The organism is Paenibacillus sp. EB106-05-06-XG162 (assembly GCF_058791655.1).
On record NZ_JBYTDT010000001.1, the window covers coordinates 1,198,442 to 1,219,886 of the forward strand.

A 21,445-nucleotide genomic window follows, 5' to 3' on the forward strand; every position below is an offset into this window, starting at 1 on the left:
TGAATGCACATATGCTTTTTTGAAGTCGCCAAATGGGCGGCTTTTATGTTTTAAGGAATAGTTTATGAATCTTTCTAACTATTTTGTAATGATAATCAAACCGTTTACAGTCTTCTTTCGTTTCCTTTTATAGTAGCGGTAAAAATCATGTATAAAATGGAGGAAGAATTATGAAGAAGGTCGTGTTCCTATCAGCTCTACTACTCTCTGTCATTACTACTGCCGGTGTGTCAGCCTATGCCAAAGTGGACAATAAGCCGGCGTCCCAGACGACACCAATTTCTAGCAAAAGTGATCATGTCATCCGGGTGTACGGACCTGGCGGGCCACTTGAACCGATCAAGGAAGCTGCTGAACATTTTTCAGCTAAAACAGGGATCAAGGTGGAAGTAACAGCCGGACCAGAGGGCAAATGGATTGGCCAGGCAAAGAAAGATGCAGATATTATTTTCGGTGGCTCTGAGTATATGCTGCAGGACTTCATCTTTAACCACCCTGAAATGATCGACACGAAATCACGAACGGAGCTTTACACGCGTGCTGCAGGAATCTTGGTGAGGAAAGGAAATCCTAAGAAGATTGAAAGCCTTGAGGATTTAACGAAGAATGGAGTAAAAATACTCGATGTGAATGGGGCTGGCCAGCTTGGCCTGTGGGAAGATCTAGCAGGCAGAAAAGGGCTGATCGGAGGCATCTTCCAAAATATTAACCTTTCTGTAAAATCAAGTAGCGAAGCCATTGAACAATGGAAATCAAATTCCAGCTTGGACGCCTGGATTACTTATGAATCATGGCATTACCGGCTCCAGGATGTGACCGATCTGGTCGAACTGCCCGAAGAAGAGAAGCTCTATCGTGGAACACCGATCTCCCTGACAAAAATCACCGATCAGAAAAAAGAGGCACAGCAATTTATTGATTTTTTAAGATCGGAAGAATCTCACCAAATCTTTCAAAAATGGGGCTGGAAATAAGGACGAGCCTTAAATCATAATAACAGGACTGTTCAAAAGAACACCCACGTAATCGAGATTCTGTTCATATGGGTATTAGGCGCAGCTTATGGCTGCGCCTTTTCGTTTTTTACACAATAATTACGAAAAACATTCCGATTTTTCACTTAGGTTTAAATAGTTCACTTTACTGAAATTCATCAGCCATGATATGAATCATATTGCATACGGATTGTGACATCAAAATTTAAAATTCAAGAATGGAGGGTGAATGACATTAGAAAGCAGTTGATTAACCGAAGATTTACTGTCCTGTTAGCTGTTTCTGCACTGATTTTTTCGCTTTGTGCACCTTTTCTCCAAAGAACTGCAAACGCTTCTTCTTACACGGCCATCGTAAACCCGGACAAGCAGTATCAAACCTGGGAAGGCTGGGGTACGTCATTAGCTTGGTTTGCGAACCGGATCGGAGGCGCATTGGATGCAACACGCAACTGGTATGCAGATCAATTATTTGATGTAAACCAAGGTTTAGGCTTTAATATTGTTCGTTACAATATCGGTGGCGGTGAAAATCCACAGCATCATTTTTTGGAACTTCGTGCAGCCGTGCCAGGATTTAAGGCAAGCTCTACGGCGGACTATGACTGGAGCAGCGATGCAAATCAACGTTGGATGCTCCAAGCCGCCAAAGCAAGAAATACTCCTGAGCATTTTATCGCCGAAGCCTTTGCAAACTCGCCTCCTTGGTGGATGACGAATAGCGGCAGTGTTACAGGTCCAGTATTACCATTGACGGATAACCTGAAAGGTGATATGTTCGATGATTTCGCGGATTATTTGACTACTGTCGTTCAACATTTTAAGGACAATGAAGGGATTACATTCAGAACACTTTCTCCGATCAACGAACCGGACGGGCTCTGGGTGTACAGCAACCGTCAAGAGGGAGCCTTCTACTCGCAGTACAGCAGAGGAACGATTATCCAACACGTACATGATGCATTAGTGCAAAAAGGTCTGCCAACAACCCAAAGCTCTGCGGATTCGAACGCCGTTTTTCTAGCGAGAGACACGATCAATGCCTATACAGATATAACCAAGTCTATGATAAGTCAGTATAATGTCCATACGTATTACGGGAACGATTCGGAACGCAAACAAGTCTTCTATGCCGCGGGCAACAAACCGATTTGGATGTCTGAGCACGGCGATGGTGAAGCGAACGGGATCGAAATGTCAAGATCCATCGTATCAGACATCAAGTACATGAAAAATTCCGCATGGGTTTATTGGCAAGCCGTAGAGGAAAATGCCGCTCCTGGGTGGGGTATGATTGAAACCGATCTAAACGACGCAAATAACAATGCTTTTACACCTCATGTTAAACAAAAGTTTTGGTCCATGGCTCAATGGAGCAAGTTCATTCGTCCAGGGTATAGAATCATCGATATCGAAGATGGTGATTCCGTTGCGGCATATGATGCAGCTTCACAAAAACTAGTCATCGTTACGGTTAACGATCGCAGCTCGTCCAACAATGTTACTTATGATCTGTCTAAATTCGGTGATATTACCGGGGGAGTAACAGCGTATCGCACCGTAGCTCCATCCACCGGTGTAACGCCAGAAAACTTCGCAAATATCAATGTGGTAATGAACAACAAGTCGTTCCAGAATACAGTGCCTGCTTATTCCGTAACTACTTATGTCGTCGATGGTGTAAACCTTAAAAATCACACGTCTAGTGCGGCAATTGATACAGCTGCGTACTACAAAATTGTGAATAAAAATTCCGGAAAAGTACTGGATGTCAAGGGTGCCTATCTTGACGATAGCACGAGTGTCATTCAATACGGAGATAACGGCGGAGCCAATCAGCAATGGCAATTTGTAGATATGGGCAGAGGCATTTATAAAATCAAAAACCGTAATAGCGTTAAAATGCTAGAAATTCAAGGTGAATCGACGTCAGACGGAGCACAGGCTGTCCAGTACCACGATACGGAATGGCGGGGTGTCAATCAAGAATGGAAGCTCATTGACGCAGGTGGAGGTTACTACTCCATTGTGAATATCAATAGCGATAAAGTACTTGATGTCAAAGGTGAATCTACATCCGATTCAGCTTCAATTATCCAATACACCGGGCGTGGTTCATCTAATCAGCTCTGGAAATTGGTGAAAGTGAATTAAAAAGCAAAGGCTTATTCCAACTTGAACCATGAGTAGGAATGAGCTTTTTTGCATGTTCAAATTCAGCTAGATTTGTTGAAGAATATCATGGGTAACCAGACAATGAATGTCGTCCCTTCGTTCTCCTTGGATGACACTTCAATTGAGCCGGCATGTTCTTCGATGATCCATTTGGCAATGGAGAGCCCAAGTCCGTACCCCGAAGTCTTACCTCGGGAAATATCCGCTCTGTAGAAGCGCTCAAACATCCTGGAGAGCTCATCCGAACTCATGCCTATTCCCGTATCCGAAATGCGGATTCCAACATTGCCATCCTTTTGAAGGCTACTTAATTCGACGCATCCAGAGGACGTGTATTTGAATGCATTATCGATCAGAATGAGCAATAGTTGTTGCAAATAATCTGAATCTCCATGGATTTGAACAGGTAAGAGATCATCTATATTCTCAACTCGCCATTCAACAGTCCGCGGGAGCAAATTCGCCTTCCGAACGATTTCGGTAACAACGGAATAGATAGACACAGTTTTTTTATCCATGACAATACCGGAATCGCCTCTAGCCAGGGTCAATAAATCGTTAATAAGTCGGGTCATACGTTCGGCTTCTGAGTTCATATCGTAAATTGCCTCCAGAGACAAGTCCATATGATGCGGCTCTAAACGATGATTCGGATTTGAGGCAATGGTGCTCCAAAGCTTCTTTAATAAGTCGCCGTTACCTCGGATCGTAGTAAGCGGTGTACGAAGCTCATGTGATGCATCGGCTACGAACCGACGCTGTACGTCGTAGGCTTCGTTTAAGTCCTGATAAGCCTCCTGCAGTCGGACAAGCATGCTATTAAGCGTATCGGTTAGAAGTCCAATTTCATCGTTAGGCACATCTCTTGGGATTCTCTTTTTCAGATCGTCCCCGCTCTCAATCCGCTTGGAGGCATGGATGACATTGTGTAAAGGCTTCAGCGCTCGTTTAGTTACCAATAAGCCCAATAGAAAGGCGATGGCCAGCACCGTGATCGATGATAACACCAAAATCCACTGCAGATTCTGGAGAATTTTAGCTTCTTTTCCTGTATAGATTCCAACCTGTAGAAGTCCAACTAAGCTGTGGTCATTGAGTAATATTGGAATGTTGAGGAGAGTGAATGGATCTCCATTTATACTGATCTTGCTGTAATTTTCTTTAAGGTCTAATCTTGGTTCTGGATACTGAAGCTTAATGCCTGCTTCTACGAGGTTTCTGGAGTAGCGGACTTGCTGATTGATATAATCTACGACTTGGATAATGACTTGATTATTAACAATGCTCGGGGAGATACTGATTTGAAGGTTATTCCAGAAATCTAATGATGGAGCGATATGAATACCCATCGCGGTTTTATTTATGGTAGATACAATGTCCTGATTTGTTTTGTATCTGACGTAGCTGTAAAGTGCTGTGCTAAAAATAATTAGAATCAATGTGATGAGACACATATACCAAAGCGTAATACGCAACCGGATCGTCAAAAAATCTCCTCCTAAATTACGATGAACAGAATATCCTGATTTTGGTATATATTCCTTAAAGTAATATGAAATTTAGTTAAAAAGAAACTAAATTTGGGGCAGGATAACGTAAAAAATGTAAAATGAAATTGGCTGACGAGCAAAGTCGAAGTCTTAAAATCAATGGTGTCTTCATCGAAGAGTTAGTTGAAATGAAATAGCGAGTATGATAAGATTACGCTAATTCTGATGATTGGAGTTGAAGAGGATAATGTAGAATTTCTTGCTGAAGTTTAAAGAATAAAACAAGTTCTTTTTGCGCTGTTTTTATTCTTTATTGGCAAGAAAGTTACCTTATTCTTTTCACTCTAAAAATATATCCTTATCTGACTCTGCGTAGGGTTGGATTTACCTTATTTTTTGAGCTGCAAGAAAGGTTAACTTTCTTGCAGCTCTTTTTTTATTTGAGAACAAAGGAGGCTTCTGAAATGGCATTGATCAAGGTAACGAATATGACGTTTGCCTATGACGGCAGCTACGACAACATTTTTGAGGATGTAAGCTTACAGATCGATACCAACTGGAAATTGGGCTTTACGGGGAGGAACGGCCGGGGTAAAACGACGTTTCTGAATCTGCTGCTCGGCAAGTACGAATATAGCGGAACGATTTCCTCTAACGTTAGTTTCGAGTACTTCCCGTACCATGTCGACCACAAGGAGAAACTTACATTCGAGGTAATCGACGACATCTTTCCGGACTATGAGCACTGGCAACTCATGCGCGAATTTTCGTTGCTGAAGTTGTCAGAAGATGTGTTGTACCGACCATTCGACTCGTTATCTAATGGAGAACAGACGAAGGTAATGCTGGCAGTCTTGTTCTTGAAGGAAAACAGCTTTTTGCTTATCGACGAACCGACTAATCATCTGGATCTGCATGCTCGAAAGCTGGTAAGTGATTATTTGAATGGCAAGAGCGGTTTTATATTGGTGTCACACGATCGGGCGTTTCTCGACAATTGTGTGGACCACATTATTTCGATCAATAAGACCAATATCGAAATCCAGAAAGGAAATTTTTCAGACTGGTGGGAGATGAAACAACGACAGGACAATTTCGAACTAGCTGAGAACGATAAGCTGAGGAAGGATATTAAGCGGCTGTCCGAAGCGGCTAAGCGAACGAGCAACTGGTCGCACGAAGTAGAAAAAACGAAAAACGGCACCCGTAACTCCGGCTCCAAGGTCGACAAAGGGTACATCGGTCATAAGGCCGCCAAAATGATGAAGCGGTCCAAGTCGATCGAGCAAAGACAGCAATCCGCGATCGAGGACAGATCCCAGCTTCTGAAAAATGTCGATAGCTCGGAAAGTCTGAAAATCTCGCAAATGACTTATCATAAACACCAATTGGTCGAGCTTGACCGTGTTTCAATTCATTATGGTGACAAGAACGTTTGCCGCGACATCAGCTTTACGGTTGAGCAAGGGGACCGCATCGTACTCTCAGGTCCGAACGGCTCGGGCAAATCCAGTTTGCTCAAGCTGATCTGCGGCGAGGAGATACCTTATTCCGGCGTGTTTCGAAAAGGGAGCCAGTTGAAAATTTCCTACGTTTCACAAGACACCTCGCAGTTGCAGGGCAATTTGACGGAATTCGCCAGATCCAGCGAGATTGACGAGAGCTTGTTCAAAGCGATTTTGAGAAAACTCGATTTTTCGCGCCTGCAATTCGAAAAGGACATTGCTTCTTATAGCGGCGGTCAGAAGAAGAAGGTTCTGATCGCGAAAAGCCTCTGCGAAAATGCTCATTTGCATGTTTGGGACGAACCGCTCAATTTTATCGACGTCATTTCAAGGATGCAAATCGAAGAGCTGCTGCTAGAGCATTCGCCGACGATCCTTTTCGTGGAGCACGATAGCGAGTTTTGCAACCATATCGCAACAAAAATGGTGGAACTGAACGTTTAACTCATTTCTAGGGGGATGAAAGTGATGATCATTGAGCTTGAGATTGTAGATGATACTGTGAACCAGTTCCTTCCGGCTGACCCGGTTCACAAAATAATAGATCTGTTGCCGGAGGTTTACCAATCTATCGACAGATGCACGTAGCGATTCTATCCGCAAACGCATCGTGTTTTTCCTGCGTAATTGGTTAATGATGCATTAAAGCTACGGATGACGGTTGCTTTTTTGCATTTTCTCCGGCGGTAAGGAGAACACATGAAACCAACCTCGAAATATGAAACGATTAAGCAAATCTTGTCCGACTTCAAGCAGCCTGCGTATCGGTACGGGCAAATAATGGACGCTATTTTCAATCAAAAAATTGCTGAATACGAACGGATCACCATACTTCCTAAATTCTTGCGAGAAGAGTTGGTCCAAAAGCTTGGTCCGCACGTCTCCAGCGTTATGCCAGTAAAGGAAATCACTTCGCAACAAGTCAGCAAGGTGCTGTTTGCCATCGATGGTGGCGAACGCGTAGAGGCCGTACGACTTACCTATGAACGGGGGTGGAAATCGTATTGTATTTCCACGCAGTGCGGCTGCGGCTTCGGGTGTCGCTTTTGCGCCACGGGTACTATCGGCTTGAAACGTAATTTGACCGCCGACGAAATTACCGACCAATTGCTTCACTTTCACTTGAACGGCCACGCCTTGGACAGTGTGTCCTTCATGGGCATGGGGGAGGCGCTCGCCAACCCGCACCTTTTCGATGCACTGGCGATTTTGACCAACCCGCATTTATTCGGTTTAGGACATCGAAGAATTACGATATCCACCATCGGCCTGTTGTCGGGAATTGATCGATTGACGCGGGAATTTCCACAGTTGAATCTAACCTTCTCGCTGCATTCGCCGTTCGACGATCAACGGAGCGAACTGATGCCTATTAATAAGCAGTTTCCGCTTCGCGACGTGCTGAATGCATTGGATCGCCATATCCAGCATACGGGGAGAAAGGTGTATATCGCGTATATTCTTCTTCGAGGGTTCAACGACTCGACGGAGCATGCGGAAGCGGTTGCCGCTCTGTTGAGGAGAAGGGGATCTTGGGAACATCTCTACCACGTGAACCTCATTCCTTACAATTCGACAGAAGTGACGCCTCAAAGTTACTTGCCAACTGACCCCGAAAGGATCAAAACGTTCGTTCGGACGTTGAAGCAAAATGGTGTGAACGTTACGGTCCGAACTCAATTCGGATCGGACATTCATGCGGCATGCGGTCAGTTATACCGAACCGAATAGTCGACGTTTGAAGGCACACGCATTAGAATTAGTAGAATTAATTATACGAAGAATAGTGGGTTAATCGATACACATTGTTGACAATCGAAGTCAATTATCGAGTGACAAGAACATATTGCAGGGAGAAGGTGACGTTGATAAACTTGGCCACTAGTAGAAAACTTGTACTAAAGTTTCCAGGTAGAATATGACGTTACACACAAAGGGCACCCGATCGGGTGTCCTTAATTCTGACTTTACTTGACGAGTTTGATGATTCATCATTCAAAAAGTTGAATAAAACAAGTGAGGGAAGCAGGTTTGAAGCAATCTATATCTCAAAGAGTATACTGTTAGGACAATGCCTTAACATGGTGGCAGGATGCTATTAAAAAATTTTAGTTTCAATTCCGAGTATTCTGATGTACAATTACCTATATAAAATTTTTGGAGATTTCGTACATAGAAGTTTTAGGAAGGGTTGGGCATCATGATCTCTTTATCGAATATTAACGTGACATTTGAATCTAGCTCTCAGACGGTGACAGCCGTTCAGGATGTCGATCTGCAGGTTGATGCCGGCGACGTATATGGCATCGTAGGCTACAGCGGAGCCGGGAAGAGTACTCTGGTTCGTGTCATTAATCTACTGCAGCGTCCAACATCGGGAAGCGTAGAAGTGAACGGCCAGGATTTACTGGCCTTGCTTCCTAAAAAGCTGCGCGCCGCCAGGAAGAAGATCGGGATGATCTTCCAACATTTTAACCTCATGAATTCCAGAACGATCTATGATAATGTGGATTACCCTCTAAAAAGCTCCAAGCTATCCAAGCGTGAAAGAGCCCAGAAGGTCAATGACTTGCTCGAGCTGGTAGGTTTATCGGATAAACGGAATGCATACCCCTCTCAATTGTCAGGTGGGCAGAAGCAGCGGGTAGCCATTGCCAGAGCGCTGGCGAATGATCCAGAAATTCTATTATGTGACGAAGCGACCAGTGCGCTGGATCCCAAAACAACGTTATCCATCCTGAAATTGTTGAAGAAGTTGAATCAAGACCTCGGCCTGACGATTGTGATTATTACGCATGAAATGCAGGTGGTGAAAGAAATATGCAACAGAGTGGCCGTGATGGAAGCCGGTCGTATCATTGAACAGGGCGATATCGTCTCAATCTTCAGCAGTCCGCAAAATGCGCTAACCCGTGATTTCATCAATACGGCGACACATGTAGAGCAGACGCTGGAGAAGCTCGCGCTGCATCCGTCATTGGTTCATCTGAAGGACAACGATATCTTGTGCAAGATTTCTTATGTTGGCGATAGTACAAGCGAGCCGGTCATTTCGGCGCTTACCGCCCGATATCGCGTGACAACCAATCTGATATTCGCGAATGTGGAAATCTTACAACAGACGCCGATCGGCAATCTGATCGTTGTCATGTCGGGCGCCGCCAGCGATCTGGAAGCAGCGCTGCAGTATTTGCAATCCATTCAGGTGGCGGTTGAAATGATCGACTCCCGTTATTTGCAGAACAGTAAAGTAGGTGATCCGGTATGAGCGAATTTTTCATGACATATTTCCCGAATATATGGAGTTCAAGAGAGGATATCCTCTTGAGCACCTATGAGACGATTTATATGGTGGCTGTGACCTCGATATTTTCCGTGCTATTCGGCATTTTGTTTGGCGTTACCCTGGTTGTGGTAGATAAGGGAGGTATTCTGGAGAATAGGCCGATCTATAGTGTCGTGGAAAAAATCATTAACTTGTTCCGATCCATTCCGTTTATTATTCTCATCGCCGTTGTCGTTCCTCTTACCCGTCTTATCGTTGGGACATCGATCGGCATGCATGCCGCTATCGTGCCTTTGGTCATTGGAATCGTACCTTTCTATGCTAGACAGATACAAAATGCGCTGGTAGAAGTGGATCCAGGGATTATTGAAGCGGCGCAATCCATGGGGTCGGGGCCGATTGAGATTATTTTCCGAGTCTATCTGAAAGAGGGCTTGGCAGGGATTATCCGCGCTTCTTCGGTTACGATCATTAACCTGATCGGACTGACGACGATGGCGGGTGCCATTGGCTCGGGAGGATTAGGCAGTCTGGCGATAAATAAGGGGTATAACCGATTTCAGACGGATGTCACACTTGTAGCAACGATTTTGATCCTGATTCTGGTGTTTGTATGCCAATTCATCGGTGATTATTTCACCAAGAAGACAATGCGTTAACATCAGACTTTAACGGTTAATACAGTATGCTGCCTTCGGGTACGTGCTGAATTAAATATACAATACTATACAAAAAGGACTGAAGAACAATGGCAAAAGTAGAAAGTTTTCAATTGGACCATACGATCGTAAAGGCACCTTATGTCAGAGCGGCAGGGGTCGAGCATGACGAGAAAGGCAGCACCGTACAAAAATACGACCTGCGCTTCCTGCAACCGAATCAAGATGCGATACCGACAGCTGCGCTTCATACGCTTGAACATCTGTTGGCTACATATATGAGGGATGAGATTCAAGGCATCATCGATATTTCACCTATGGGATGTAGAACGGGATATTATCTGATTCTCTGGAATGAGCGTGATCCGGAAGAGATCGCATCCGCACTAGAGAGAACGTTGAAGCGCGTACTCGAAACGACAGTGGTTCCAGCGGTATCCGCGCTAGAATGCGGCAATTACAAGGATCATTCGCTATTTTCGGCACAAGAATATGCGAAGATTGTACTCGATGCCGGTATTAGCAGAGACCCATTTGAGAGAGTCTTGTAATAGACGATGATGACGCTGGATTTATCGCATCTAACGGCGGTTGTCACTGGCGGCCATTCAGGCATAGGGCAAGGGATCGTGCTAATATTGCTGCAGAGTGGAGCCAAGGTAATCTCTGCCGATCTCGTCTATACAGATGATTATAAGGATATCGACGGGCGCTTGTCCGAGAGCAGACTGGATTTGTCCCGATCAGACGATATCTATCGCTGGTCTGATCACATCCTCGAGCAATCAGGTGTTCCGGATATCGTCGTGAATTGCGCCGGTATTTCCACGATGGATTATGTAATTGACAGTAAGCTGGAAGATTGGGAAAAGGTATTCTCTATCAATTCAACCGGACTCTATCTGGTATCCAAAATTTTCGCGAAAGCGATGGTCGAGGCCGGGAAGCCGGGGAGAATCATACAGATGGCTTCACAAGCCGGAAAGAACGGTTATCGGGCTATGGGTGGATATTGCGCGTCCAAGCATGCCGTTCTTGGATTAACGAAAGTCATGGCGATTGAACTGGCGCGGCATAACATTCTGGTCAATGCGGTATGTCCAGGTATTGTGGAGACGCCGATGAAGCATCGGGAGCGTATTGAAGGTGGACTCATCCGCGGAATGACCGCAGAGGAGATCTATGCAGAGGATTGTTCTCAGGTTCCGCTGGGAAGGACCGCCGAGGTTCAGGACATTGCGAATGTCGTGTTGTTCCTGGCTAGTTCATTATCTTCCTATATGACAGGACAGGCCATTAATGTAACCGGCGGCATGACGATGCATTAATCCAAAGATATTTTATTGAATTGAGGGGGGCGAAAGCATATGAATATCAAGAAATTATGGGGCGGATTAGCGCTTGGATTAACACTGACACTGGTGGTTGCAGGCTGTGGAAGCAAATCATCGGGTGACAGCGAGAAAATCGTCATCGGTTCCATGGGCTCTGATGCCCAGATTTGGAAGCATATCGCGCAGTCTCAGGCGGCTAAGGATGCCAAGCTCAATATTGAAGTCAAGGAGATCGATGGGGGCGTCGTGACGAATAACGCTACCAAAGAGGGAGAGGTTGACGTGAACGCCTTCCAATCCTGGGGGTACTTGGTCAGCTACAATAAAGAAAGCAATGCCAATCTTGTAGCGGTGGCGACCACGTATCTTGAGCCGATGGGGATTTATTCTCAGAAGATCAAGAATATCAATGATGTGCCGGACGGCGCACTCGTCGCCCTGGCAGATAATCCGGCAAATACAGCCAGAGGATTAAAACTGTTGCAGGCATCCGGACTCATCAAGTTAAAGGACGGTTTCAATGAGGGAATAGGTTCAGTGAACGATATCGCTGAGAATCCCAAAAATCTAAAATTCAAGTTGATCGATGATACGACCGGGCCTCGCGTGATTCAAGATGTGGATCTAGTATTGATCGGTAATACGATCGCGATGGAAGGCGGACTGAACGTATTGAAGGACTCCTTATTCCATGAGGAAGTTTCTGTCGATACCAAAAGCAGCATCAACGTGCTTGTGACTAGCTCCGATAAAAAGGACAATCCTGGCATCTTGAAATTAGGCGAATTATATCATAACGAAGATACGCAAAAATATATCGAACAAGAATTCGGCGGCACGAAAGTACCTGTCAGTAAGCCGATTTCATTCCTGGAAGAATAGAGAGGCAGATTATGAGAATTGCAATTATCACTGCCATGGAAGAGGAAATGGCTCCATTTCGTAGTGAATCACGAATTACGTCAAGATCACAGGTGGGCAAGGTCATCGTTGAAGAAGCGATCTACCGGGATCAACCTCTGATTCTGGTAGAGAGCGGCATCGGCAAAGTCAATGCAGCCGTTGCGGTTACGCTGCTCATTGAACGGTATCAACCGGATTTGATCATCAATGCTGGATCATCGGGTGCATTTGCCGAAGGGTTAAAAGTAGGTGACGTCGTTGTCGCTACACAGTACAGATATGGCGATGTTGATGCGACCTGCTTTGGATATGAGCATGGCCAGGTTCCGCAGATGCCTGCGAAATACGATCTGAACAGTGACTGGGTGGATGTAGCGAGACAAGCTGCTGCCGAAGCAGAGCTGCCGTATGCCCTAGATTTCGGATTAGTACTGACGCTGGATTCCTTTATGAGTGAATCCGAGCGAGTGGAATGGATTAAATCGACTTTTCCTACCGTCAAGGTATCAGACATGGAAGGGCTCGCGATTGTACAAGCTGCTGCTCAATATGGCATTCCCGTGATAGCTGTCAAGGCAGTATCCGATATTACCGGACATGGTGCAGATTCGGCCGACAGCTTCGATAATAATCTAGATGACGTTGCGAAGCATGCCGCGCATTTTACGGAGTTGCTAGTTCAGCAGATCCAGTCGATCGCCGTGTAGCTATATAAAATAATTCTGAACCGAAAGCGGTATGTCTTGATAAGACGTGCTGCTTGCGTTTTTTGTCGTAAGTTTATTTAAAGAAATTGAAAGTTTTGGAGATAGGTACTGGATACTATGTTGGCTTGTTGAACACAAAGAAAATTTAGATGAAGCCGTTGCAAAAATAGAAACGATAGAAGGTATTCCGTATATCATAAGCCTACTAAATAAAAATGGCGCATCAAATTGGTTATCAATTTGTACGCCATTTTTTATTTTGTTAAATCTAAATTGCAACGTTAATTTCCGCCACCGTTAACTAATGTCACTTCCTTCTGGAAAATAACCTTTGCTTTCCCACCGTAAGGATTGAGCAGGGATGCTTGAATCACAGCAGAGCCGCTTGATATTTGATTAGGAATAGATACCGTTCCGTTCGAACGGACGGTTACCTTGTCGTCTCCGTTGACTTTCGACCACTTTAAAAGAGCGGAAGGAAGCTCAATGTCGAGCACCTTAAGTGAATAGTTGTGTTTTTTTCCATTCGCTGTTGTTTTCAGTGTCTCTTTCGCTTCAGAGCGGATGTAAGCAACGGCCAGCGCGTTAATAGCAGGCTTGTCTTCCTGTAGTTTCTGAAGGAAGCTTTGCGCCGTAGTCAGCAGATCTTGCGATGTAACGCCAAGCTGATTAAAAATGCTGCTGATTTTGTACGCCTCTGAGTTGCCGAGCAGTTGCTCTAACGCATCAAGTACAAGCGCTGTCTGTTTTTGTTTATCCAGGACCAGTTGAACGAGCTCAAGCTTAGATTTTTGCGAAAGCAAACTGGCGATTGTACCTTCAAGACCAATAAGGCTGTCGCCGTCACCTGACAGGAAGGTCATGAAATCAACGATCGTTAGGCTATTTTGTCCTCCAGCGGCCGCTATTGTGTTCAAGGCTTCACGAAATGCTGAATTTGTTTGTATGTTGTACAATTCAGATTCATACGAGTTGTAATTGATCGAACCGATCACTTTGATGAGTTGAAAAATGCTGCTCTTCAGCTCCGTTTGGTCAACATCTTGCGGCAGCTTCGCTCTGATTTTGTTCCATACCGGATCGATCAGAGACAGGTTAGTCGCATCATTCAGTCCGGCGATTTCATCGCGCAGGCTTCGCACATCCTGCATATCAGAAGGATCGCCTGCTGCTAAAGCGGAATGAAGCTTAATAAGCCGTTCCAGGAACGGATTTGACAGCATACCTGTCATTGCGGACACAGACGGTCCGTCCGTTGTCCAAACGCTGTCCGACTGCTTTGCTTCTATTTTAAAGGTATAGTAGGTGTTTGGTTGAAGGTCACTTACCTCATAAGAGAGAAACGTATCGGATACCGTGTCGATAAGCTTATCGTTTCTGAAGATCCGATAGCCTCTGCTCCCTACAGCAGGGGTCCAAGAGAGTGTTAGCGATGTCTGCCCCACATTTCCTACACTCAAGGCGCTCCCTGCGGGCCATACAGCTTGTACAAGGAATGTGCCATAATAATCTTTATAAATTCCCTCATTATCGACTGCGCGGATTCTTAAGGTATGATAGCCATTTTCTAATCCAGTGGCTTCAGCGGTCAAGTTCCACGTTTTCTCATCGTAGCTGGAAGGTATAAGCTTCTCATCAACTTTGACCAGGATAGAGTCTTTTTGCAAACCAAATCCAGCTTCGCGTATTTTAGCCGTAATGACCGGATTGGCCGTCGTTACAGTAGCTCCGGTGCTCGGGTAAACTGACCAGACAGTTGGCGGAAAATGCGGTAGAGGCAGCGTTTCTGTAAATACAGAAGGTCCATCCGTTGTCCAACTGCCATCCGGAAGCTGGGCTTCTACCTTAAAGTCGTAGTATGAACCAGCCTGTAGCTCTGTCACCTCATACGAGTGAATCGTTTCATCCAACTCCGCCAGAAGCTGTTGTCCCGAATAGATCCGATAGCCCTTGCTCGCCTCAGCAGCAGTCCAAGATAGAGTTACGGAGTAGATGCTATTATTACCTGCATGCACAGCGCTTCCTTCGGGCCAAATGGATTGATTAACATAGAAAACACTTGTGAATTGAGCAACATTTCCTGCCTGGTCCGCAGCTTGGATTTCAAAGGTGTGGGTCCCATTTTGTAATTCGGGGGAATAAGTGAACGCTCGTCCGTGCATGTAATTGACGGGTATACTGCCTGTGCCTAAGACTTCGCCATCGAGCTTGAATTCGATCGAACTCAAATTTAGACCTGATCCGGTATCACCAACGCCTGCGGATAGGAGCGTTGTGTTCTCTGTTATGGCACTTCCGTTTTCAGGAAAAACATTGCTAATAATGGGGGGAGTAGAGTCGGTTTCCAGTAAAGGACTGCCCGCGTCTTTGCTCTCTTGCGCAAAAACTGAAGTAGGTGAAAACAAGGAAAGAACCAGGCAAATAAGGATCAGATACGATATGTTCTTTCGAACAGTATGAATAGTGGTCACCTCATTCTTCTATTTTTATAAATTGGAAATAACATCAAATTCGAATAATAATATACCATACAAATTAACGGGCAAGAGAGTGCAGAAAGTCCCAGCACCTGGCAGGGTACCCTTTCCAGAATGAATATTTTCATATAGGTTTAAATGGTATGGATAAAATCTTTGTCGAGGAGTTATGCATTTTGGCAATAGAGAAACCGTTTGGTTATGGATCGTCTCTCTTTAAAATATCGGACTAGATATTTATTCAAACAGAGCTAATGGTTTTCACTATCCTTTTTTAGCTTCAATTAGCGATAGTATCGGTTTCCAAAAGGTACGAAAATGATTTTGGGGCAGTCGTAAAACCATCAACGAGGCTGCGTGCTGGAAATTGTGTATAATTATTTAGGATTATATAACGGAGGTGGAGAAATGAGAGTTTTAGTTGTTGAGGATGAAATGTCCTTAAAAAAAGCTTTGTGCAATGGGTTGAAAAAATATGGTTATGCTGTTGATTCTGCAAACGATGGCAAGCAAGCTTTGGAGCTTATCGATATATATCCCTATGATCTGGTTGTGCTCGACCTGAATCTACCTAAAATGAACGGAATGGATGTTCTCAAAGAAGTTCGAAAAACGAATAAGGGGCTTCGGGTGTTGATTTTATCCGCAAGAGCGGAAATCGAGGACAAAATTTCCGGGCTTGATGCCGGAGCAAATGATTATCTGTCAAAACCCTTTCACTTCAAAGAGCTTGAGGCCCGTATCCGCGCATTGCTCCGCCGGGAGTTTATTCAAAAGGATTCTGTCCATACGCATGAAAATGTTAAGATCAATACCGCTCTGAAGTATGTTACTGTGAATGAACAAAAGGTTGAGTTGACAAAGAAGGAATACTCCATACTTGAATACCTCTTTATGAATAAAGACCGAATCGTGAGCGCCGAAGAGCTGATTGAGCATGTTTGGGACAGCGAGGCGGATTTGTTCTCCAACTCTTTCAAGGTACATATCAATTCCTTGAAAAAGAAACTGGCAAAATATATCGGGGATAAGGAACTGATTAACAACACCAGAGGGCTTGGATATTTCATCACTAAGGAGTTTGCTGATGATACTACTAAATAAGTTCCCCCTGCGGTTAAGGCTTACCATTTTAACTACGGTTGTTCTGACAACCATCTGTGTACTTCTGACGGCTTCATCAGTTTTTACGGCGCAAAAAATGTACACGGTACCTGCTGAAGACTATAATTTCAATACTTCACCGTCGAATCTATCTAAGGAGCCACCCGCAACTGATAGATTAAACAATAATTTCACTTACGCCAGCGTCGCTTATATGTTCATTATGATCGTATTAGGTACGGCCGCCTCTTATTTCGTCGCCGGAAAGACGTTAAAACCGGTCGCCGATCTAACCAAGCGTATTGAAACTATTGACGAAAACAAGCTGTTCCAGCGCCTTGAAGGTTTTGACACGAATGACGAAGTCGCAAGGCTCGCAGCATCCTTTAACCATATGATTTTGAAATTGGAGAAATCATTTAATCATCAAAAACAATTTGCGGCAAATGCCGCCCATGAGCTAAAAACGCCACTTGCCGGTATTATTGCGAATATTGAGGTGTTACAACTGGATAAAAATCCTTCTGTTCAGGAATATAAAGAGGTTTTGGACGATACCCTTACAAACGCTCAGCGACTGAGTACCCTGGTATATGATTTGCTGAAGATGAATAACGCCATTAATGCTGATATCTGTGAAAGTTTTGATGCGAAAGATATGTTTGAAGATATTATTTTGGCATTATCGGAAAACAGCAAAGTTAAAAATGTCCGCATAAAAAACAATATCTCAGATATTATGCTATTCGGTGAAAAAGTGCTTTTGCAAAGGGCTTTCTTTAATCTTGTTCAGAACGCCGTGAAATACAATAAATTGAACGAAGAAGTTGTGGTAACAGCAGCCCAGAATGATGATTTTGTGACTGTCAATATCAAGGATAACGGCATAGGCATTCCTGAGGAGGAATTGGAAAGTATCTTCGAGCCATTCTATAGAATTGACACCTCCCGTTCTAGGGAATTGGGAGGCAGTGGGCTTGGGCTTTCCATCGCAAAAACCATCATAGAAAAGCACAACGGAGAAATTTTATTTGAGAGTGAAGTTGATGTTTTTACAAAAGCAACAGTTATACTGCCAAAAAATTAACCGTCATTTAACCTTGCCTAAGTTATCGTGAGTATCAAGGTTATTGGTACAGGATAGCCGGTTAAGGAGGCAAAGCGATGACTTTTAAACAGACAATAAACACAGAGGCCGATGGCTTCGCGAAATTGCTGCGAGCAGAGTGGACTAATTTCCTAAAAAACCGCGGCTTGGTGATCGGAATTGTAAGCACGGTTCTACTCATCATGCTACCCGGTCTGTTCATCTCTGTCACCAGCTCGAACGGAGGTGGCTCTCCCCCTATTCTGGTGGGGCCGGATGGCGAAGCGGTGACCGATAAGTTCTACTTTGTGCATAAGCCGCTGACGGGAGATGGCAGTATCACGGTCCGGCTGACCTCAATGACGGGCCGGATCAAGGAACCTCCACCTAGTGGCACGATCGGACCTGGCCCCAATCCCGTGCCAGGGATGGTACCATGGGCGAAGGCCGGTGTCATGATCAAGGACGGTGTTCGCCAGGGTGCACCGTATGTGGCGGTAATGGTCACCGCCGAGCATGGTGTGCACATGCAGCACAACTTCACCCACGACACGGCTAGTCGGCCGGGTGGCGTTTCGGAGAACTCTCCCCGCTGGCTGCGGATCACCCGCGAGGGGGACATGCTGATCGGCTACGAGTCCTTTGATGGCAAGCAGTGGATCAAGATCGACACGGTTCAGATGGATCTGCCGGACATAGTGCAGATCGGAATGTTTGCTGCTTCCCCCGGTGACCTCAGGTTCGACGGTGTCGGGTATGCGGCCCGCTTTAGTGAGGTCACTTCCGTCTTCGATCAGGTCAACCTACATGGCCCATGGAGCCGTGACGATGTGGGCGTCGACATGGAAACCGATGGGAAAACGCCGCATCACCCAGGCGGGGTGGAGGAGTCTGGTAGTCGGTTCACAGTAACGGGAGTTGGTGACATCGCGCCGCAAACTGGAACTAATGGTAACTGGCGTATTGAGCAATTCCTTAATGGTGTGTTATTCGTGCTGATAGCAGTGATTATTGTGGCGGTGCTGTTTGTCACCACCGAAAATCGACGAGGCTTGACTCGCAACACTCAACCTGCGAGTACACGGCAAGACCGGGTTCTGGCAGCGAAGGCTATTGTGCTGGGTACCGTCACGTTTGTTGTCGGGCTGGCTGCCATTATAGTTACAGTTTCACTATGCAGGCAAATCCTGCTCTCAAACGGAATTCAAATACTTCCTGTAACTCTGTTTACCGAGTTGCGTGTAATACTTGGTACGGCTGCACTCCTCGCCGTAGTTGCTATTTTTTCACTCGCCCTCGCTGTCTTATTCCGGAGTAGGATCGTGGCGGTGATTGCCAGTATTGCGGCAGTCGTCCTCCCCTACATCCTTGCTAACGTGATGCACCCGGGCGCATCACAGTGGCTGTTAAAACTCACCCCAGCTGCTGGGTTCGCGATCCAGCAGAGCTTAACGGAGTACCCACAGGTAATCGGCGCCTATGTACCGCAGATGGGATATTACCCGTTGACACCATGGGCTGGCTTTGCTGTGCTTTGCGGTTACACTGCGCTGGCTTTCGGTCTGGCCGTCTTCATGCTGCAACGTGAACAGCTGAGGCAGGTCTTCTCAAGGATATAAAGAATATGTCAGGGTCTAAATGAGGATATCTTGTACAGTCAACCTTTGGACCGGATAGCTAGCAGAAACAATACAGAAGCCGGAATTCCTTAGCGTACGGAAATTCCGGCTTTTTCCTTATAATTGCTTAGCGTACGGTTTCCGCGTTTTGTTGGCGGGACCCCTACAGTGAAATTTGTTCGCTAGAAGCAATACTCGATTCCGCTAAGGATCGATAGCCAAAAAATAATTCTGTCGGTATGAATTTGCAACCTTGTTGAGCTAACGGGCAGTTTATTTTGAAGGAATGCGGTTTTGTAATGTTGGAATCGGTACTGGAGATTAGGATGGTTTCCTAGAATATTGGTAAATGGGGAAGAGGTAGATTAACAAATATTGATACTGATATGATGATCTGCGAAATTTTCAAGTATAAGCGTTGTTTAGACTCATGTTTCAGCTTGTTAAAACATGGGGGATACCTGCTATTTATTGCGAACTTGAAAAGGACTCTTGTAACTTAACCACTAAAGTATTTACAATCGCTTTACTCTCTGATGATATTCTCCTAATAATGGTATTCTATTATCATTTTAAAGCGTTAACTACTAAGGAGGGTATTTATGTTTAAGAAAATCTCTAAAAAAGTAATTCCTTTCGCTGTCGTGTCATCACTGGCGATTACAGCTTTGGTATCGGGTGCTGCACCGAGTTCAGCAGATTCTAAAAAAGTAGAAGATAAAAAGGTTAAAAACGTTATTTTCCTGATCGGTGATGGCATGGGGCAATCGTATACGTCTGCATATCGTTATATGAAAGATGACCCCAAAACACCTGTTAAAGAAAAAACAGAATTCGATACATATCTCGTTGGATCACAAATGACTTATCCTGAGGACGAACATCAGAATATTACCGACTCCGCATCTGCCGCAACAGCCATGTCCGCAGGCGTAAAAACGTACAATGCTGCAATCGCCGTTGATAATGATTTCACAGAGGTTAAGACGGTTCTCGAAGCAGCGAAAGAAAATGGTAAGTCTACCGGATTGGTAGCTACATCTGAAATCACACATGCGACACCTGCCGCTTACGGAGCACATGACATCAATCGCAAGAACATGGATGCCATTGCAGATGATTACTTCGACGAACTCGTCAATAAGAAACATAAAATCGATGTCATGCTGGGTGGCGGTTTGAACAATTTTGTACGTAAGGACAGAAACCTGACGGAAGAATTCAAAAAAGCCGGATACAGCTATGTGACAGATCGTGAAAGCTTGTTGAAGGACACGAATAGCCAAATCCTCGGATTGTTCGCGCCTGGTGGATTGGATAAAATGATTGACCGCAACGAAAAGACCCCTTCACTACAAGAGATGACGAAAGCGGCCATTCAACGTCTTAGCACAAATAAAAACGGATTTTTCTTGATGGTAGAAGGCAGCCAAATCGATTGGGCAGGACATGATAATGATGTAGTCGCATCCATGAGCGAGATGGCCGATTTCGAGAAGGCATTTAAAGAAGCGATTGATTTTGCCAAGAAAGATGGGAATACGTTAGTTGTTGCGACGGCTGACCATTCAACCGGCGGATTCTCGATTGGCGCCAATGGCATCTACAATTTTGATGTAGCTCCGATTAAAGCTGCTAAACGCACGCCAGATTTCATGGCAGCAGAAATTCTTGCCGGTGCAACAGTTGAAGAAACATTGAAAAAATATATTGATTTGCAACTGACAGATGAAGAAATCAAATCCGTTAAAGATGCAGCGGCTACCAAAGATCAAACGAAGACTGACAATGCGATCGAAGCTATCTTTAATACGCGTTCCAATACAGGCTGGACGACTGGCGGCCATACCGGAGAAGATGTGCCGGTCTATGCTTTTGGGCCTGGTAAAGAGAAATTCGCCGGACTTATAGATAACACGGATAATGCAAAAATCATTTTCAATATGATTGAAGGAAAAAACAAGTAACCTGTTCGTTAAGTGATAATTATACTTAGACTTATATTACGAAGCGGATCTTTCCAACTTAGTTGGTAGACCGCTTCGTTTTTCATTCTTACCAATCTTATCAACCACTCAAAATTGTCGTACTTTAATCAGAAAAA

The 21,445-nt window shown here is 44.8% G+C and carries 16 protein-coding genes; 14 read left to right on the forward strand and 2 right to left on the reverse strand.

The window, feature by feature from the left end; all coding sequences use genetic code 11:
- The first annotated feature begins 170 nt into the window (after nucleotides 1-170).
- On the forward strand, nucleotides 171-974 hold the full coding sequence (locus tag AC3WU2_RS05260) for an extracellular solute-binding protein (protein ID WP_492451916.1): 804 nt from the start codon (nucleotides 171-173) through the stop codon (nucleotides 972-974).
- A 246-nt stretch (nucleotides 975-1,220) separates the two neighbouring features.
- Nucleotides 1,221-3,149, forward strand: a complete 1,929-nt coding sequence (locus AC3WU2_RS05265) for an RICIN domain-containing protein (protein WP_492451918.1) — start codon at nucleotides 1,221-1,223, stop codon at nucleotides 3,147-3,149.
- Nucleotides 3,150-3,211: 62 nt separating this feature from the next.
- Here the strand turns inward: AC3WU2_RS05265 and AC3WU2_RS05270 are convergent, their stop codons facing one another.
- Nucleotides 3,212-4,657 carry a sensor histidine kinase gene (locus tag AC3WU2_RS05270; protein WP_492451920.1) on the reverse strand — a complete coding sequence of 482 codons (1,446 nt, stop codon included), beginning with the start codon at nucleotides 4,655-4,657 and terminating at the stop codon, nucleotides 3,212-3,214.
- Between the two features lie 467 nt (nucleotides 4,658-5,124).
- On the opposite strand from AC3WU2_RS05270, the gene AC3WU2_RS05275 reads away from it, so the two are divergent.
- The 8 genes from AC3WU2_RS05275 to AC3WU2_RS05310 all read left to right on the forward strand — a co-directional run bounded on the left by AC3WU2_RS05275 (nucleotide 5,125) and on the right by AC3WU2_RS05310 (nucleotide 13,054).
- Complete coding sequence (locus tag AC3WU2_RS05275) at nucleotides 5,125-6,609, forward strand: Lsa family ABC-F type ribosomal protection protein (protein ID WP_492451923.1); 1,485 nt, start codon at nucleotides 5,125-5,127, stop codon at nucleotides 6,607-6,609.
- A gap of 255 nt (nucleotides 6,610-6,864) precedes the next feature.
- Complete coding sequence (locus AC3WU2_RS05280) at nucleotides 6,865-7,896, forward strand: Cfr family 23S rRNA (adenine(2503)-C(8))-methyltransferase (RefSeq protein ID WP_492451925.1); 1,032 nt, start codon at nucleotides 6,865-6,867, stop codon at nucleotides 7,894-7,896.
- A gap of 469 nt (nucleotides 7,897-8,365) precedes the next feature.
- Complete coding sequence (locus tag AC3WU2_RS05285; RefSeq protein WP_492451927.1) at nucleotides 8,366-9,433, forward strand: methionine ABC transporter ATP-binding protein; 1,068 nt, start codon at nucleotides 8,366-8,368, stop codon at nucleotides 9,431-9,433.
- Nucleotides 9,434-9,489: 56 nt separating this feature from the next.
- Entirely contained in the window at nucleotides 9,490-10,110 is a 621-nt protein-coding gene (locus AC3WU2_RS05290) for a methionine ABC transporter permease (RefSeq protein ID WP_492451929.1), read from the forward strand.
- Nucleotides 10,111-10,199: 89 nt separating this feature from the next.
- On the forward strand, nucleotides 10,200-10,661 hold the full coding sequence (locus AC3WU2_RS05295; RefSeq protein WP_379346498.1) for an S-ribosylhomocysteine lyase: 462 nt from the start codon (nucleotides 10,200-10,202) through the stop codon (nucleotides 10,659-10,661).
- A gap of 6 nt (nucleotides 10,662-10,667) precedes the next feature.
- Nucleotides 10,668-11,438, forward strand: coding sequence for an SDR family NAD(P)-dependent oxidoreductase (locus tag AC3WU2_RS05300; RefSeq protein ID WP_492451931.1), 771 nt, complete (start codon nucleotides 10,668-10,670; stop codon nucleotides 11,436-11,438).
- 39 nt (nucleotides 11,439-11,477) lie between these two features.
- A complete protein-coding gene (locus tag AC3WU2_RS05305; RefSeq protein ID WP_492451933.1) occupies nucleotides 11,478-12,326 on the forward strand; it encodes a MetQ/NlpA family ABC transporter substrate-binding protein in 849 nt (282 codons plus the stop codon).
- Nucleotides 12,327-12,337: 11 nt separating this feature from the next.
- Entirely contained in the window at nucleotides 12,338-13,054 is a 717-nt protein-coding gene (locus AC3WU2_RS05310) for a 5'-methylthioadenosine/adenosylhomocysteine nucleosidase (RefSeq protein ID WP_492451936.1), read from the forward strand.
- Between the two features lie 281 nt (nucleotides 13,055-13,335).
- Here AC3WU2_RS05310 and AC3WU2_RS05315 read toward each other — a convergent pair whose 3' ends face one another.
- Nucleotides 13,336-15,282 (reverse strand): fibronectin type III domain-containing protein, encoded by a 1,947-nt coding sequence (locus AC3WU2_RS05315; RefSeq protein WP_492451938.1) that lies wholly within the window; start codon nucleotides 15,280-15,282, stop codon nucleotides 13,336-13,338.
- 657 nt (nucleotides 15,283-15,939) lie between these two features.
- On the opposite strand from AC3WU2_RS05315, the gene AC3WU2_RS05320 reads away from it, so the two are divergent.
- The 4 genes from AC3WU2_RS05320 (at nucleotide 15,940) to AC3WU2_RS05335 (ending at nucleotide 21,308) form a co-directional block, all read left to right on the forward strand.
- On the forward strand, nucleotides 15,940-16,635 hold the full coding sequence (locus AC3WU2_RS05320) for a response regulator transcription factor (protein WP_492451940.1): 696 nt from the start codon (nucleotides 15,940-15,942) through the stop codon (nucleotides 16,633-16,635).
- Nucleotides 16,619-17,722 carry a sensor histidine kinase gene (locus tag AC3WU2_RS05325; protein WP_492451942.1) on the forward strand — a complete coding sequence of 368 codons (1,104 nt, stop codon included), beginning with the start codon at nucleotides 16,619-16,621 and terminating at the stop codon, nucleotides 17,720-17,722. Before AC3WU2_RS05320 ends, AC3WU2_RS05325 begins: the two co-directional genes overlap by 17 nt.
- Before the next feature lie 77 nt (nucleotides 17,723-17,799).
- A complete protein-coding gene (locus tag AC3WU2_RS05330) occupies nucleotides 17,800-19,341 on the forward strand; it encodes a hypothetical protein (RefSeq protein WP_492451944.1) in 1,542 nt (513 codons plus the stop codon).
- 602 nt (nucleotides 19,342-19,943) lie between these two features.
- Nucleotides 19,944-21,308 carry an alkaline phosphatase gene (locus tag AC3WU2_RS05335; RefSeq protein ID WP_492451946.1) on the forward strand — a complete coding sequence of 455 codons (1,365 nt, stop codon included), beginning with the start codon at nucleotides 19,944-19,946 and terminating at the stop codon, nucleotides 21,306-21,308.
- Nucleotides 21,309-21,445 lie beyond the last annotated feature (137 nt).

What these genes read in the sequence shown, in the direction of transcription:
- AC3WU2_RS05300 (WP_492451931.1), top strand. Translation starts at nt 10,668, where the DNA reads ATGATGACGCTGGATTTATCGCATCTAACGGCGGTTGTCACTGGCGGC.
- AC3WU2_RS05335 (WP_492451946.1), top strand. Translation starts at nt 19,944, where the DNA reads ATGTTTAAGAAAATCTCTAAAAAAGTAATTCCTTTCGCTGTCGTGTCA.
- AC3WU2_RS05330 (WP_492451944.1), top strand. Translation starts at nt 17,800, where the DNA reads ATGACTTTTAAACAGACAATAAACACAGAGGCCGATGGCTTCGCGAAA.
- AC3WU2_RS05275 (WP_492451923.1), top strand. Translation starts at nt 5,125, where the DNA reads ATGGCATTGATCAAGGTAACGAATATGACGTTTGCCTATGACGGCAGC.
- AC3WU2_RS05320 (WP_492451940.1), top strand. Translation starts at nt 15,940, where the DNA reads ATGAGAGTTTTAGTTGTTGAGGATGAAATGTCCTTAAAAAAAGCTTTG.
- AC3WU2_RS05325 (WP_492451942.1), top strand. Translation starts at nt 16,619, where the DNA reads ATGATACTACTAAATAAGTTCCCCCTGCGGTTAAGGCTTACCATTTTA.
- AC3WU2_RS05310 (WP_492451936.1), top strand. Translation starts at nt 12,338, where the DNA reads ATGAGAATTGCAATTATCACTGCCATGGAAGAGGAAATGGCTCCATTT.
- AC3WU2_RS05280 (WP_492451925.1), top strand. Translation starts at nt 6,865, where the DNA reads ATGAAACCAACCTCGAAATATGAAACGATTAAGCAAATCTTGTCCGAC.
- AC3WU2_RS05295 (WP_379346498.1), top strand. Translation starts at nt 10,200, where the DNA reads ATGGCAAAAGTAGAAAGTTTTCAATTGGACCATACGATCGTAAAGGCA.
- AC3WU2_RS05305 (WP_492451933.1), top strand. Translation starts at nt 11,478, where the DNA reads ATGAATATCAAGAAATTATGGGGCGGATTAGCGCTTGGATTAACACTG.
- AC3WU2_RS05285 (WP_492451927.1), top strand. Translation starts at nt 8,366, where the DNA reads ATGATCTCTTTATCGAATATTAACGTGACATTTGAATCTAGCTCTCAG.
- AC3WU2_RS05260 (WP_492451916.1), top strand. Translation starts at nt 171, where the DNA reads ATGAAGAAGGTCGTGTTCCTATCAGCTCTACTACTCTCTGTCATTACT.